Annotated in this window: 13 protein-coding genes; 6 read left to right on the forward strand and 7 right to left on the reverse strand. The window is 67.6% G+C overall.

Annotated features, from left to right (window positions below; genetic code table 11):
- Positions 1 to 46: 46 nt before the first annotated feature.
- Positions 47 to 1,060: an endonuclease domain-containing protein gene (locus NQK35_RS10085; RefSeq protein WP_257114096.1), complete on the reverse strand. Its 1,014-nt coding sequence runs from the start codon at positions 1,058 to 1,060 to the stop codon at positions 47 to 49.
- A gap of 1,148 nt (positions 1,061 to 2,208) precedes the next feature.
- The gene (locus NQK35_RS10095; protein WP_257114813.1) at positions 2,209 to 3,771 is read right to left on the reverse strand and encodes a TrkH family potassium uptake protein; all 1,563 of its coding nucleotides are present in this window, start codon (positions 3,769 to 3,771) and stop codon (positions 2,209 to 2,211) included.
- A 141-nt stretch (positions 3,772 to 3,912) separates the two neighbouring features.
- On the opposite strand from NQK35_RS10095, the gene NQK35_RS10100 reads away from it, so the two are divergent.
- From NQK35_RS10100 to NQK35_RS10110, 3 genes are all read left to right on the forward strand, one after another.
- A complete protein-coding gene (locus NQK35_RS10100; RefSeq protein WP_009212483.1) occupies positions 3,913 to 4,131 on the forward strand; it encodes a helix-turn-helix domain-containing protein in 219 nt (72 codons plus the stop codon).
- An 84-nt stretch (positions 4,132 to 4,215) separates the two neighbouring features.
- Positions 4,216 to 4,314, forward strand: coding sequence for a 30S ribosomal protein bS22 (locus NQK35_RS10105; protein ID WP_003792170.1), 99 nt, complete (start codon positions 4,216 to 4,218; stop codon positions 4,312 to 4,314).
- Positions 4,315 to 4,378: 64 nt separating this feature from the next.
- Positions 4,379 to 5,047: a histidine phosphatase family protein gene (locus tag NQK35_RS10110; protein ID WP_009212482.1), complete on the forward strand. Its 669-nt coding sequence runs from the start codon at positions 4,379 to 4,381 to the stop codon at positions 5,045 to 5,047.
- On the opposite strand, the gene NQK35_RS10115 is transcribed toward NQK35_RS10110, so the two are convergent.
- The gene (locus NQK35_RS10115) at positions 5,044 to 5,421 is read right to left on the reverse strand and encodes a phospholipase (protein ID WP_257114097.1); all 378 of its coding nucleotides are present in this window, start codon (positions 5,419 to 5,421) and stop codon (positions 5,044 to 5,046) included. The two genes, NQK35_RS10110 and NQK35_RS10115, sit on opposite strands and share 4 nt — an antisense overlap.
- A 121-nt stretch (positions 5,422 to 5,542) precedes the next feature.
- Complete coding sequence (locus tag NQK35_RS10120) at positions 5,543 to 6,448, reverse strand: ribokinase (protein WP_257114098.1); 906 nt, start codon at positions 6,446 to 6,448, stop codon at positions 5,543 to 5,545.
- A gap of 161 nt (positions 6,449 to 6,609) precedes the next feature.
- Between NQK35_RS10120 and NQK35_RS10125 the strand changes: the two genes are divergently transcribed.
- Positions 6,610 to 8,049 carry an MFS transporter gene (locus NQK35_RS10125; RefSeq protein WP_257114099.1) on the forward strand — a complete coding sequence of 480 codons (1,440 nt, stop codon included), beginning with the start codon at positions 6,610 to 6,612 and terminating at the stop codon, positions 8,047 to 8,049.
- A gap of 83 nt (positions 8,050 to 8,132) precedes the next feature.
- Here the strand turns inward: NQK35_RS10125 and NQK35_RS10130 are convergent, their stop codons facing one another.
- Positions 8,133 to 9,026: a 1,4-dihydroxy-2-naphthoate polyprenyltransferase gene (locus tag NQK35_RS10130; RefSeq protein WP_257114100.1), complete on the reverse strand. Its 894-nt coding sequence runs from the start codon at positions 9,024 to 9,026 to the stop codon at positions 8,133 to 8,135.
- Between the two features lie 42 nt (positions 9,027 to 9,068).
- On the reverse strand, positions 9,069 to 10,391 hold the full coding sequence (locus tag NQK35_RS10135) for an AMP-binding protein (protein WP_193389663.1): 1,323 nt from the start codon (positions 10,389 to 10,391) through the stop codon (positions 9,069 to 9,071).
- A gap of 205 nt (positions 10,392 to 10,596) precedes the next feature.
- On the opposite strand from NQK35_RS10135, the gene NQK35_RS10140 reads away from it, so the two are divergent.
- Positions 10,597 to 12,039 (forward strand): L,D-transpeptidase family protein, encoded by a 1,443-nt coding sequence (locus tag NQK35_RS10140; protein ID WP_257114101.1) that lies wholly within the window; start codon positions 10,597 to 10,599, stop codon positions 12,037 to 12,039.
- Positions 12,040 to 12,104: 65 nt separating this feature from the next.
- Positions 12,105 to 13,859 (forward strand): alpha-glucosidase, encoded by a 1,755-nt coding sequence (locus NQK35_RS10145; RefSeq protein ID WP_257114102.1) that lies wholly within the window; start codon positions 12,105 to 12,107, stop codon positions 13,857 to 13,859.
- On the opposite strand, the gene NQK35_RS10150 is transcribed toward NQK35_RS10145, so the two are convergent.
- A complete protein-coding gene (locus NQK35_RS10150; protein WP_257114103.1) occupies positions 13,853 to 14,833 on the reverse strand; it encodes a 1,4-dihydroxy-2-naphthoyl-CoA synthase in 981 nt (326 codons plus the stop codon). The two genes, NQK35_RS10145 and NQK35_RS10150, sit on opposite strands and share 7 nt — an antisense overlap.
- Between the last annotated feature and the right edge of the window lie 98 nt (positions 14,834 to 14,931).

Here is a 14,931-nt window from a genome sequence, read left to right on the forward strand (position 1 = left end):
CAAGCCACCTTGGGTACCGGGTTCCACACAACGTGAGCGAGAGAGGCTATCGTCCCGATCGCGAGCGAATGGCGGCCCGGATCTGTGCCACTACCTCGTCCATGTGGCGTAGGTCGGACCAGCGGATGCGAATCACCAGCCATCCTTCCACCTCGAGTCTCCTCTGACGCCGCTGTTGCGCTTCAACACTGTCGTGCACCTCCTCGACGGTGTTTCCGTACTTGACGCGGCCGTCAAACTCGATGGCAATCTTGAGGGCCGGAAGTGCGATGTCGATGAAGTAGGTGTTGTCGCGACAGTGGACTTCCTCCTGGGTCGTGAGCCCAGAAATTCCGGCGCGGAGCAACGCGAGTAACACCAGAGCCTCACCCGGTGACTCGCAACCGGCGTTCGCGTTGCGTGCAATCCACTCTGCGCGTCTCCTCCCTGGAGTATTGACGGGAAGCAGCGATGCTTCGGCGAGGAGGTCTCGGCGTGCTTCAGCGAGCCGAGCGCGTGACTCACTGGGTCGGAAGCGGTTGAAGTGTGACGCACGTGCCAAGCCCGCACAAGCCAGGACAAATGCCTGCTCGTCGCAGCATGTGCGGGCACAATCGACCAGGATGCGGCTGGGTGCGGCGATGCGAAAGCCAAGGAACTCTACGGAAGCTGCTGGCTGGCATGGCCGACACGTCCGCAGCGTCACGCCTGGAATGTGTTGGTCGCCCGGCAACGTCAGGGAAGGAAAATGCACGATCCGGCTGCATCCGCGTGTTGGCGCGTAAGCGATGAGCTCCTCAAGGCGTCCTTCTCCTGGCAAACCGAGCAGCGGTGCAGTAGCTGCCCCGCTGAGCACATGTGAGGGCAAACGAATACTCAGAGCGCTCAGTCTGGCTGCGAAGACGACATCCCGGCGCTGTTGAACCCCAAGGTCGGCAAGCGCCGCTGTCGGAACATAGATTCCGGACAAGAGCCGCACTATCTCTCGTGCCTTACACCGCCGATGCAATTGGACTTTGGTGCCGTGTACTCCTACAACCAACAGCTGCGATCTGATCGCAGTGATTTCATCGGGTGTCATAGCGGCTTCTCTCTCCCAGGGTGTGCTGACCAAACTCAAGGTCTTGTCTTGACTGTGCGCGGCCGCTGCCGGATCACACAAGCGCCAGATCCGGTCCTGTGGATAACTCGCTGCCACTGGGGACGAGAACGACGCGACGAGGAGGAAGCTCTCGCGTCGCAGGCGTCAAGAGGTGACCGCGGGCGGTGAGGGCATGGTCTGGTCGATGCAGGTGTGCGTCGAAGCGGCAATGAGGTGACCGTGAGTGGTAGGGCCATCGTGCCGGCCAGTTAAGCTGCCGCTTTTGCGTCTGATCGCATGGGAAGACGTGGGCGCGCTGACCTGCGGGGTCGGAAGAGCGGGCTGGTGATAGTGGGGCGGCCCGTCCCTGTGGTGGCGGAGGGGGTGATGAAACCGGGGCCGCCCGTGCCTGCGGTGACGGAGGGGGTGATGCAACCGGGACCGCCCGTGCCTGCGGTGGCGGAGGGGGTGATGCAACCGGGACCGCCCGTGTCTGTGGTGGCGGAGGGGGTGGTGAAACCGGGGCCGCCCGTGTCTGTGGTGGCGGAGGGGGTGATGAAACCGGGACCGCCCCTGCTTCGTATGAATCGCTACATATTGGCGTTTTTCCTGTGGCGCGGGTGGTCTGGGTTTCATGCGGCGTCCGACAGGGCGTGGCGCGGGTGGTCTGGGTTTCATGCAAAGCTCGAGAGGGGCAGGCAGGGGTGGTCTGGGTTTCATGCAAAGCTCGAGGGGGACAGGCGTGGGTGGTCTGGGTTTCATGCGGCGTCCGACAGGGTGTGGCGCGGGTGGTCTGGGTTTCATCGCGGATCAGACAAAGGCTAGGGGTGGAGGGAACTTTGCTCTAGATGCGACGAGGAAACCGGGACACGCCCCGGTCGCAGGTTCTCAGAGTGCCCGGCGTGCGGCGAAACGCATCACAACGGTAGCGGTGGTGGCCCCGGTGCGCGTGGCGGTGCCATGGGAATGGACGGCGGGGTGGGCCGCCGACGGGGAGAGGGATTGTGCGGCGGTGCGACTGAGGGGACAGACGCCAGTTGCCTGCGTGGCCGTGGTTGGAAAGGCGCGCGCGGGGGCGTCGTGAGGGGAAATGGTTGGTGGTGATGGGCATCCCGGTGCGCCCGGCGCATGCGCCGCACGCCCGCGGGTCAGCCGATGATGGGCTGCTCCTCGGGCATGCGGATCACCCGGGAACGCTCCCGGAGTGCCAGGGCGGCCGCCACTGTCATCGAACCCGTGCGCCCGGCGAACATGAGGGCGATGAGAACGTACTTCGCGCCAACGGGAAGAATCGGCGTGATGCCGGTGGATAGGCCGACCGTTGCAAACGCGGAGATTGTTTCAAACAGGATGATGTCGAGCGTGTAGTCCGTCATTGACAGGAGCAACACGACGGAGACGGCGACGAGGGCGAGCCCGAGGAGCGACACCGCGACCGCAAGGCGAATGGTGGAGGTGGGGATGCGTCGCCCGAAAGTTTCGATGTCCTGATCGCCTCGAGCCTCCGCGATGACCGCGAGGACGAGGACCGCGAAGGTTGTGACCTTGACGCCGCCGGCCGTTGACGCCGAGCCCCCGCCGATCATCATGAGGATGTCCTGGACGAAGTGTGTCTGTGAGCGCATGGCGCCCACGTCAAGGGCAGACAGGCCCGATGAGCGCGAATTGACGCCGGCAAGCAGCGCGTTGAGGATCTTGGAGGGCGTGTCGATCGCGCCGAGAGTGGTGGGATTGTGCCACTCGGTGAGAGCCAGAGCAAGAGCTCCGACGAAGGCAAGGATCAGGTACGTGGACAGGGTGAGCTTCGTGTGAAGCCGCCAGCGGCGGGGCGTCCGAAGGTGTGTGGACACGTCCATGATCACGGGGAACCCGATGGCCCCCACCGTGGTCCCCAGGATGATGGGGACCAGCATCCACCAGTCCGTGACGTGGGGGGACAGCCCGCCGGGAAGGATCACGAAGCCCGCGTTGTTAAAGACCGAGATAGCCATGAAAAGCGCATCCCAGGCCGCCCGACCGGGGTCGAGCCCCATGGAGAGGAAGCGGGGGAGGAACGCGGCCGCCAGGAGAAACTGCATGGACAGGGAGGTCGCGATGACTGCCTTGAGAAGCGTGGAGATCTGTCCCATGGCGCCCGTCTTGGTTTCCTGGGTGGCGAGCATGCGCTGGGTCAGGCCGAGGTGGCGAGACACGGCGAAGCCGAGGATCGAGGCCAGCGTCATCACGCCCAGGCCGCCGACGACGATACCCAGGGCAATGACCGCCTGCCCAAATGGTGACCAGTAGGTAGCAGTATCGACGGTTGTGAGCCCCGTGACGCACACGGCGGACACCGCGGTGAACAGGACATCGACGAAGGGAGCGGAGGTGTCCGAGGCGGAGGCGAAAGGCAGCATGAGCAGCGCCGTGATGACGCCGATAATGAGGGCAAAAGTGCTGATCGCGAGGCGTGCCGGGTAGTAGCGAGCTTGCTTGGCAAGCCACGCGCGCACGCGTTGGGCTGGCGAGGAGGGAACCTGCGGGTGTGGTCCCTTGGGGCCGCCCTGGACTGGGCGGACGATGGGGGAGGGCTGCGGGCTGAGAGTTTCCGCTGAAATGATGGGCGTTGTGGCCGGTGCGCGCCCGTGGATCAGGAAGCGTGCGGCGCCGGGTTCGGCAGGCAGGCGGGGGCTGCCTGCTCGCCGTTTCCGCCCGTTGCGTGCCGGTACCATCATTGCTCCTTAACGACTCTGCAACAAACGTGGATAAAGTTGCAGTTTCCATGTGGTTGGGCAGTAGTATATTTCGTGAGGCTACGTAAGCGGTGAACGAACGGGTTTGGCGCGCCTCGCGAGCATAACTGGGAGTCATTGATGGAACAGCAGTCGGCGCCGCGCTTCATGACTGTCACCGAAGTGGCGGACATCATGCGCGTCTCTAAGATGACTGTGTACCGGTTGATTCACAGCGGTGACATGCCCGCGATTCGCGTCGGAAAGAGCTTCCGTGTTCCGGAGGCTGCGGTCGCCCAGATGATCCAGGCCGGTATGGCCGATCACTCCGGTGGCGAGGCCCGGGTCATTGGCGGGTAGTATAGGCACGATGTGCCCGTCTCGGGCACCCATCATCCATCAGCGGTAGTACCTCTGCCGCCCACACTACGAGGGAGGAACCCCATGGGCTCCGTCATCAAGAAGCGCCGCAAGCGCATGGCGAAGAAGAAGCACCGCAAGCTCCTGCGCAAGACGCGTCACCAGCGTCGCAACAAGAAGTGAGCGAGCGGAGGCCCGGCCTGTTGGCCGGGCCTCTCGTGTGTCGGGGACCCTATACTTGTGTTTCATGGACCGCACCATCATTCACGTCATGCGCCACGGCGAGGTGGACAACCCGAACGGTGTCTTGTACGGCAGGCTTCCGGGCTTCGGATTGACGGAGCTGGGACACCAGATGGCCCAGCGCGGTGCGGAATACCTCGTGGACTCCGGTGCGGACATTGCGCGCGTCATCTCCTCACCGTTGCTCCGCGCGCAGCTGACGGCGGCGCCGACGGCCGCGGCGTACGGGCTGAGTATCGAGTCGGATGCGCGCCTCATCGAGTCGGATAACGTCTTTGAGGGCCTGCCGGTGAACTCGAATCGCGCGATGCTGGCCCATCCGAAGTACTTCAAGTACTACTGCAACCCGTTGCGCCCGTCGTGGGGTGAACCATACAAGGACATCGCCTCGCGCATGAGCGCCGCGCTCTCCCACGCTCTGCGGCAGGCCCGCGGGCGGGAGGCGCTCGTGGTATCGCACCAGAACCCGATCGTGACGCTGACGCGTTTCATCGATGGCCAACCGCTCGCCCACTCCCCGAAGTCGCGGCACTGCGCGCTGGCCTCGATCACGTCCTTCGTTTTCGCCGGCGCCACGCTGGTGGGTACCTCCTACGCCGAGCCTGCCGCGGACCTCGTGGCGCTCGCGCGCGACATGACGCCGGGCGACTCGGCGGCGAACCTGCGCCGCTAGGCTCCCGCTTCGGGGTCCTGCGCGGACGAATCCTCCCCGGGGTGCTCGTCGCGCCTGCGCCGCTCGTCTTCGCGCCGCTTGCGTTGAATGTCGCGCTCCAGACGGAAGAGGAAGTCGGGATCGTCGTCGGGTGCGGTCGGTCGCTCGGGGGTCGAAGCGCGGGCGCTTTGCGCCTTCTCCGCGCGGGCCACCCACCGCAGGCAGAGCCACACGATGGGACCCACGGCGGCAAGGGTCGCCGTGAACAGGATGATCAGGAGCCAGACTGGCTTGGGGAGCTTGCCGGGCATCTCCTCCTCGGGCGTGCGGTGCCAGTCGGCGGCTGCGTAGACGGTGAGGGCGAGCATCGCGACGAGCAAGACAATCCTGACCATGCCCCCAGTCTACGGTGGGCGTGTCGTCTCACGCCGAGCGGTTCGCTCCCGGAGCAATCGGGGCACGGCGCAGGGGCGATCCGATCGCGGGGCCGTGCCTGCGCGGGGGGCAGACGCGGACTCAGCCGCGCGTCAGCCTCGGCAGCGCCTCGTAGGAGGAGGCCGCCCCGGGCGCCAGAACGGCCGTGGAGCCGGCGCGCATGCCCGCGGCGACGGCCTCGTCGAAGGACATCCCGAGGGCGATTGCGGCGGCCAGGGCACCCACGCATGCGTCTCCCGCCCCGGTTGTGTCGACGGCTTCGCCGAGGGCGACAGCGCGATGGTGGTCCGCCTCGCTTCCGTACGCCCACGCGGCGCCGTCGGCTCCGAGGGTCACCACGACGTGTTGGGGTCCCAAGCCTCGCAGCGCTCGGGCGGTCCCGATGGCCTCGGTGGGGGTCGCCGGCGCGGGCATCCCCAGGGTCAGGCCCGCCTCGGTCTCGTTGACGACGAGGATGTCGACACTCGACAGCAGGTCGGGGTTCGTCGGGCGCGCGGGGGCGAGGTTCAGCAGGACCTGGGCGCCGAAGGAGCGGGCCCAGTGGGCCGCCGCGGCGTTGGCGTCCTCGGGGATTTCCGCCTGGAGAACCACGACGTCGGATGGGGCCGGGGTCAACGAGGCCGTGGCCGCCTCGATGGACGCGGCGCGGTTGGCTCCGGCATCGAGGATGATCGTGTTCTCGCCGGATGCGGTCACGGTGATGAGGGCCGTGCCGGTGGGCCCGCTGACCTCGCGCAGATGCGTGACGTCCACGCCGTGAGAGGCCAGGTCTGAGCGCAGGCGTTGCCCGGAGAGATCCGAGCCGACGGCGCCGACGAAGACGACGGGGACTCCCGAGCGGGCGGCGGCCGCGGCCTGGTTTGCGCCCTTGCCGCCGAGGCCGTACGACAGGGAGGTGCCCGAGAGGGTTTCGCCCGGATTGGGGAAGCGATCGACCGTGACCGTGATGTCCTGATTGATGGAACCGACGACGATGACGCGTGCCATGGGTGCTCCTTCGCGAGAAGATATTCCATTGTGCCACGCGCCCCCGCCTCGCAAGCAGTGTCGCCCGCGGGGCGGGGGGCCGCGCGTTTTAGCGCCACTTAAGTCGACCGCGAGTATCCTGCAATATCACTGAATGCTTACTCTGTGGTGAACTATGCGTCGTGCGCACCCTCCGCTTCCTCGTCTCATCGCGTGCCGCTGGCCCGACCTGCCGCGTGACCACCGTCCCCTCCCAGGTGATCCGCGGGGCAACGGCGGCCCCGGCTCCCTCGATCAACGTGACCGCCATCGCCACCGACGGCGACCTCGCAAACGGGCCGACGCGTGTCCTCCTGCCGCTCCTGGGAATCTACGCGCTGGGAACCGTCTCGCTGCAGGGCTTCAACCTGGTCTACCTGCGTGTCGCTCACGACGTCGGAGCCGGAGACGCCTCGGGACTCATCACCGCGATCCCCGGCGTCGTCCTGGGTGTGGCCTGCTTCCTGTACGGCACCCTCGGAGACTTCATCCCCCTGCGCCGTATCGTCAACGCGGGCATCGGGCTGATCGTCGTCGGATCGGTCCTGGGGTTCGCCCTCTCCTCGTCCCTCATCGGCGTCGTCGTTGCGCGTGCCCTGCAGACCCTGGGGTACCAGGCGGCGGCCTCGGCCTACATGATCCTCGCGACCTCGATTCGAGACCCGAAGCGACGAGGCCTCTACGTGGGACTCATGTGTGCGGCCTTCCAGGGAGGAACAGCCCTCGGCATGCTCGTGGGCGGCCTGCTCGCCGACGTCAACTGGGCGATCCTCCTCCTCATCCCCCTCGCCGGCCTGGCCTGCGTGCCCGTCATGGGCAGGCGCGTTCCCGCGCGCTCGCGAGCGGGCCGCGTCGACGTCACTGGGCTGGCGATCTTCTCCTCCTGCGCGCTCCTGCTCACCCTTGCGGCCGCCAACCCGCGTTGGTGGCTCGTCGGCGGCCTCGCGCTCGCGGCAGCCGCGTTCTGGTGGCACATCGGCCGCGCGCGGGACCCGTTCATCACGCGTTCCTTCTTCACCAACGTGCCGTGGGTGCGCTCGATCAGCCTGATCCTCGTCGTGTACTGCATGAACTTCACGCTCGCTCCGCTCATGAACGGGATCGGCTCGACCCTGTACGGCCTGAAGCCCGCCGAGGTCTCGGTGCGGCTCATTCCGGCCTACTGCCTGGCGCTGATCGCTGCCATGACTTCCGGTGCTGCCTTGGCCCGCCTCGGCCGCGGACGCACGGTGCGGGCGTGCGTCGGACTGATCCTGGCAGGCACTGTCGTGCTCGCGCTGTGCATGAGGGCTGGTCCGTGGGTTATCACGGTGGCCATGTGCCTCATCTACTCGGGCTTCGGGGGCCTCTTCACTCCCATCTACGACACCGTGTTCGCCACCGTCGCTCCCGGGCAGAACGGGCGGGCCGTGGCCATGAACGACCTCGCCATGCAGGGCAGCGCCGCCATCGGGATCGGTGTCGTCACCCCGTGGCTGGCCTCCGGACACTTCCGGGCGATCACGCTCGTGTGCCTGCTCGCCGCTGCCATCGGGATCGCGGGCGACTGGGCGCACGAGTACCTGTACCGCAGGGGGCACTGAGGCGCGTGAACCGGGGGAAGTTCTCCGCGCCCCGGGCCTCGCCCGAAGGACCGCAGCCTTCCGGGCGCCGCCGCGCCGCCCCCTCAGGACAGGACCAGCGCCAGGGCGGCAAGAACTCCCCACGCGAGCGTATAGAACCCCGTGTTGCGCAGCACGCCGATCAGGGCCTTTCCCGACGCCCCCGTCAGCACCGGCAGGCTCACGCCCGCAGCCCACGCGCCCGCGCCCACGGCCAGCGCGCAGGTCGCCAGCGGTTGCAGTCCCACGGACGTACCCACGGCGGCGATCACCGCGACCGGGACCCACGCGCACGCCGCAAACACCCAGCGCGAGGCGCGATCCCCCAGCCGCACGGCCGCCGTCATCTTCCCCGACAGACGGTCCGTAGGAATGTCGCGGATGTTGTTGGCCATCAGCAGCGCCACCGACAGCAGGCCCAGCGCCGACGCGCTCGCCCACAGCCACCACGGGGCCTGGCGAACCTGCGTCCAGGAGGTGCCCACGCACGCCATCAACCCGAAAAAGACGAAGACCATGAGCTCGGACAAGCCGATCCCCATGTAGGCGTACGGGTGCTTCCCGCCCGTGTAGAGCCACGCCGCAGCAACCGCACCAGCGCCCGCCGCGATGAGCCACCACGTGCCCGACACGGCCACCAGGGCAAGGCCCGTGACTCCCGCGAGCGCGAAGCATCCCAGCGCCGCGCCGAGAACGACCTTCGGCCTCGCCAGGCCGCCCCCCGTCAGCCTGGCGGGACCCTGACGGTTATCGTCGGTCCCGCGAATCCCATCCGAATAGTCGTTCGCGTAGTTGACCCCCACCTGTAGCGCGAGGGCCACGACGAGGGCCAAACAGGCGCGCAGAGGGTCGAAGCCGCTCAGGTGATAGGCGGCCGCTGACCCTACGATCACGGGCGCGGCGGCGGCGGGCAGGGTGCGCAGGCGAGCGCCCTCGATCCAATCAGAAACGGAAGCCATGACGACCAGTGTAGGCGGGGTGGGGCGGTGTGACGGTGGTGCCTAGCGCACCCACTCCCTCTCCGTGCCGACCGCGCGCGTCGCAGCGTCCGCGGCTGCCGCGCGATCGATCTTGTCGTAGCCCAGGTAGGGAAGGGAATCGATGGCGACCACCCGGCGCGGAGCCTGGGCGCGACCGATACGAGCGGCGGCGTGCTCGCGGACCGAGGACCCCAGCTCCGCCATCTCCACGGCGTCCGAGGGCATCTGCTGCGGGATCACCAGGGCCGTCACCACGTGTCCCCACTTGGCGTCCGGGGTCGCCATGATCCACGCATCCGAGATCCCGTCGTAGGAGCGTACAGCGCGACGCACCGGACCCGGCGCCACCGACAATCCCCCGGAGACGATGACGTCGTCGGCGCGCCCGCGCACCTCCACCGTGCCCGAGGCTCGGATAATGCCCATGTCTCCGGTGAGCAGCCACCTGTGGCCGCCCTCGTCGAAGAAGGGGCTCTCCGCGTCCAGGTAGCGGGTCATGAGCGTCGGGCCGTTGATCGCCAGGCGCGTGCGGCCATCCCAATCCACCGCGCGCACCGACGTACCCGGGAGCGGGAGGTCGTCGTACACGCAGCCTCCCGCCGTCTCGGTCATGCCGTAGGTGGTGCGCACCCTCAAGCCAGCGTCGAGAGCGCGGGTGAGGAGCTGCTGGTTGGTGGCGGCCCCGCCCACCAGGATCGCAGAGAGGGCTCGCAACGCCGCGACCACCTCGTCGCCCGCGTCCAGGCACTGGGAGAGCTGGGTGGGAACCAGCGACAGGTAGCCGGGCATGTCGTCCTGCGTGGCGCCTCGAACGGCGGGCAGGAGCGCGAGGGGGTCGAAACCGTTCGACGTGTCGACAACCTGCGGACTGGTCTCGGCCACTGCGGCCCTCAGGAGGACCATCGCGCCCGCAATGTGGTGGGTCGGCAGCGCAAGGATCCAGCGGCCCGGCCCGTCCAACGCCAGCTCGGTGGCCTTCGCCGAGGCGATGAGGGCCTCGGTGGACAGGCCGACCAGGCGCGGGGCGCCCGCGCTGGATCCCGAGGTGGGGATCACCAGGTCGATCCCCTCGAAGAATGCCGGATCCTGGGTGATCGTGTCGGCGAGGCCGGGGTACTTCTCCGAGGGAAAGGCGTCGTGAGGGCTCGCCGACGAACCGCGCAACGTGGCGGGGGCGACGGAGTCGGGTTCGCGCAGGACAACGACCGTGTGGGGAGCCGGATGATTCGGGTCAGCAGCGCGCTCCTCGTGCAGCTCGACGAGCTTGTGGAGGGACGCGTTGGCCAGTGCGACGGCCCCGGTGGACGTGCCGCCCGGCACGACAAGGATTCGCGGTGCAGCCATGATGAGCCTCCCAAGTTCGACGGCGAGCGCGTACATATCAAGGATAAGGGGTGGCGTTCTCGCAGGTCGTAAGGCGCTTCGCGGAAATGGTCACGTTTCCGGCGTCAAGCCCCGGAATGATGCGCCTTTCCTGTGGCACATCACGCAGCTGAAATTTCAATCGAATTGCCCCGCGAGGGGGCTTCAGGCTATACGATAGGCTGCGATGCTCAAGAACATATCCCTCAAAGCCAAGTGGGCGATCGGCCTCGCGTGCGCCGTCGCTCTTCTTCTCGTGTGCGCGGTCGTCGTGTACCTGGCCAACTACTCGGGTCGCGTCCTGCCGGGGACCTCGATCGCGGGTACCTCCGTGGCCGGGATGACCCGCGACCAGGTTGTCGCCTCGACCAGCCAGCGGGCGGATGCCGCGACCGTGACGATCACCGTCGAGGGCACGGAAACCACGGCGTCGCTCAACGAGGCGGGCATCTCCATTGACGCGGACGCGACCGCCGACGCCGCCATGAAGGGGGCCACGTCGCTCCCCGCGTTCGTTCGCTCGCTCTTCTCCGGGCGCGGCGTCGAACCCGTGATGACCGTCGACGAGGACGCCATCAGGAAGCTCGCCGCGACCGCCAGCTCGACCCTGTCCTCCGAGACTCGAGACGCCCAGGTTGTCGTCGCCGACGACGGCGAGTCCTTCACCGTCACACCCTCCCAGAGCGGAGACGGGATCTCCGCCGACGAGGTGAGCGCCGCCGTCAAGCAGGCCGGTGCCACGCTGGCATCGGTGAGCCGGGACGCCTCCGTCCAGAAGACAGAGCCCGCGATCACCACCGAGAACGCCCGGGCGGCCGCCGCCAAGGCCAATGCCCTGCTCGATACCACGATCGAGATTTCCGACGGCATCGACACCTTCAGCGCCGAGCGCTCCGACAAGGTCAAGTGGGTGGAGTTCCTGACCAAGGACGACGGCTCTCTCGACGATCCCTCCATCGATCCTGTCAAGGTCGCCGACTGGGTGAACGCCTTGGCGGCCAAGACCGACGTCAAGCCCGAGAATCGCGTGGACAACGTCAACTCCGAGGGTCAGGTCCTCACGGTTGCCCGCGAAGGCAAGAAGGGTCTGAAGACCAACAATGCCGAGCAGATCACGAAGGACGTTGTCGCGGCCATGACGTCGCGCACCGCCTATGAGGGCCTGTTCCACTACGACGATGTCGAACCGGGTTCCGAAACCAAGCAGGTCGCCGAAGGCACCGAGAACCTCGTCTACCAGGCCGCCGAAGGCGAGAAGTGGGTGGACATCGACCTCTCCGACGATTCCGTGACCGCCTACGTGGGTGGCAAGGTGGCCGGAGGCCCGTTCTACATGGTTCCCGGCGCACCCGACACGCCCACCGTCACCGGCACCTTCCACGTCTACCTCAAGTACGACGTGCAGACGATGCGCGGGGAGAACGCCGACGGTAGCAAGTACGTGACCGAAGGCGTCCCGTGGGTCACCTACTTCACCGGCTCCTACGCCATGCACGGCGCCCCCTGGCGTTCGTCCTTCGGGTGGAGCGGATACGGCGGCTCCCACGGGTGCGTGAACATGCCTGTCGACGCTGCGAAGTTCATCTACGACTGGACGGACATGGGCGATACGGTGGTCGTTCACTACTGAACCTCACCGCGTGAACAGGCGCGGCGGGCCGCGCTCACTCGACCTTAACGTATGGCAGGTGCTTCATGTTCTTCCGTAACGATGCGCTCGACCCGGCAGGCAACGGCCTGGGGCCCGACGAGTGGTGGAAGGGCGCCGTGGTCTATCAGATCTACCCGCGCTCCTTCAAAGACTCCAACGGAGACGGCTTCGGCGACCTTGAGGGCGTGCGCTCCAAGCTCGACTACCTGAAGGGCCTGGGCGTGGACGTCCTGTGGCTCTCGCCGATCTACGCTTCCCCGCAGGCAGACAACGGCTACGACATCGCCGACTACTACGACATCGATCCGATGTTCGGCACGCTGGAGGACTTCGACCGCCTGCTGGAGGGCGTGCACGAGCGGGGCATGCGCCTCGTCATGGACCTGGTCGTCAACCACACCTCCGACGAGAATCCCTGGTTCGCCCAGTCGCGCTCCTCGCGGGACAACCCGAAGCGCGACTGGTACATCTGGCGAGATCCCCGACCCGGCTGCGTGGGCGGCGAGGCCGGGGCGGAGCCCAACAACTGGGGGTCCTTCTTCTCCGGCTCCGCCTGGGCCTGGGACGAGGCCACGGGCCAGTACTACCTGCACCTGTTCCATCGCAAGCAGCCCGACCTGAACTGGGACAACCCGCACGTGCGGCAAGCCATCTACGACATGATGAGGTGGTGGCTCGATCGCGGCGTCGACGGCTTCCGCATGGACGTCATCAACCTGATCTCGAAGGAACCGGGCCTGCCCGACGGCATCGTCTATCCCGGGCGCGCGTGGGGCGAGGGCTTCCCGCACTTCTCCGAGGGCCCGCACCTGCACGAATACCTCGCCGAGATGCGACGCGAGGTATTCGACGGGCGCAGCGCCACCATGACGGTCGGCGAGTGCCCCGGCGTGCGACGCGACAACGTCCTTCTCTTCACGGACCCCGCTCGCCGCGAGCTCGACATGGTGTTCCAATTCGACCACGTCGACCTCGGCCTTGAGCGCGGGAAGTTCGACCCGCGTCCGCTGCGTCCCGGCGAGCTCGCCGACTGCCTGAGCGCCTGGCAGGAAGCCCAGGGTGAGGTCGGCTGGAACAGCCTCTACCTGGACAACCACGACCAACCGCGCGCCGTCAGCCGCTTCGGCGACGAAGCGCACCGCTACGCGTCGGCGACCGCCCTGGCCACAGCCCTGCACACGCTGCGCGGCACCCCCTACGTCTACCAGGGCGAGGAGCTGGGCATGACCAACGGCGTCTTCCACGGCATCGAGGATTACCGCGACGTCGAGGCACTACGCTACTTCCGCGAGGCGACAGAGAAGGGGACGAGTCCCGAGTCCGTCCTGTCCGGCCTGGCACTGACCGGGCGCGACAACGCGCGCACTCCCGTCCAGTGGGATGCGAGCCCGAACGCGGGCTTCACGCAGGGCACGCCGTGGATCGGCGTCACTCCGAACTACGAGGAGATCAACGCCGCCTCACAGGTCGGGGACCCGTCCTCCGTGCATGCCTACTATCGTGCGCTCGCGGACATCCGCCACGGCCTGCCCGTCATTGCGGTCGGCGCCTACGAGCGCATCCGCGCCTCCTCGCCCGCGATCTTCGCCTACAGGCGCACCCTCGGCGAGGCCGTGGCAACGGTCCTCGTCAACCTCTCTTCCTACCCTGCGCCCCTCGGCGAGGCCGCGCGTGAGGTCAGCGGGGACCTCCTCCTGGCCAACCGCGACCTGCCCGAGGAAGAGAGGACCGTCCCGGAAACCCTCGGAGAATGGGAGGCGAGGGTGTACCTCGCCTCGCGCGGGCAGGGGCCTCAGTAGTAGTAGGGGTAGTCCTCCCAGCGGGGGGCGCGGTGCTCCAAGAAGGCGTCGCGCCCCTCCTGAGCCTCCGCCGTCATGTACGCCATGCGGGTGGCCTCGCCCGCGAAAACCTGCTGCCCGGCCAACCCGTCGTCCGCCAGGTTGAACGCGAACTTCAGCATGCGAATCGCTTGGGGGGACTTGGTCGCGATCGTCGCCGCCCACTGGAGCGCCGTCTCCTCCAGCTGGGCGTGGGGGACCGCCCTGTTGATCACGCCCCACCTCTCGGCGGCCTCGGCGTCGTAGCGTTCGGCTAGGAAAAAGATCTCGCGTGCCCGCTTGTCTCCGGCCTGGCGGGCCAGGAGAGCCGAGCCGTAGCCCGCGTCGAAGGAGCCGACGTTCGCATCAGTCTGCATGAATGCGGCGTGCTCGGCCGAGGCCACCGACAGGTCGGCGACCACGTTGAGGGAGTGTCCGCCCCCCGCAGCCCACCCGGGAACCGCGGCGATGACAACCTTGGGCATGGTGCGGATGAGGCGCTGGACCTCGAGAATGTGTAGCCGTCCGGCGCGCACCGGGTCGATCTGCTCGCGTCGCTTCGGCAGGGGAGCCTCGGGGTCGGCGTCCTCGACCTCGTAACGGTACCCGTCGCGCCCGCGAACGCGCTGGTCGCCTCCCGAGCAGAAGGAGTAGCCGCCGTCGCGCGCGGACGGCCCATTGCCCGTGAGGATCACGGCGGCCACCGAGGACGTCTGGCGCGCGTGATCGAGGGCGCGAAAGAGCTCGTCAACCGTGCCCGGCCGGAAGGCGTTGCGGATGTCGGGGCGGTCGAAGGCGATGCGCACGACCGGCATGTCGGCGCCGGACTCGCGGCCGTCGAGGGCGGGGCCCCGGGAAATTCCCCGGTGGTAGGTGATGTCGGTGAAGTCGAAGCCCTCGACCTCGCGCCAGCGGGTCGGGTCGAAGGTGTCGGAGACGAAGGGTAGGGCGCTCATGTGGGGGATTCTAGCCGACGAGGAGGGGGGCGGGGGTGAACGCCCGCGAGCGTCCGACGAGCGGCCCGGGAGTAACGAGGGCGGCGCGTGCCGCAAGA

This window comes from Schaalia odontolytica (assembly GCF_024584435.1).
GTDB lineage: Bacteria > Actinomycetota > Actinomycetes > Actinomycetales > Actinomycetaceae > Pauljensenia.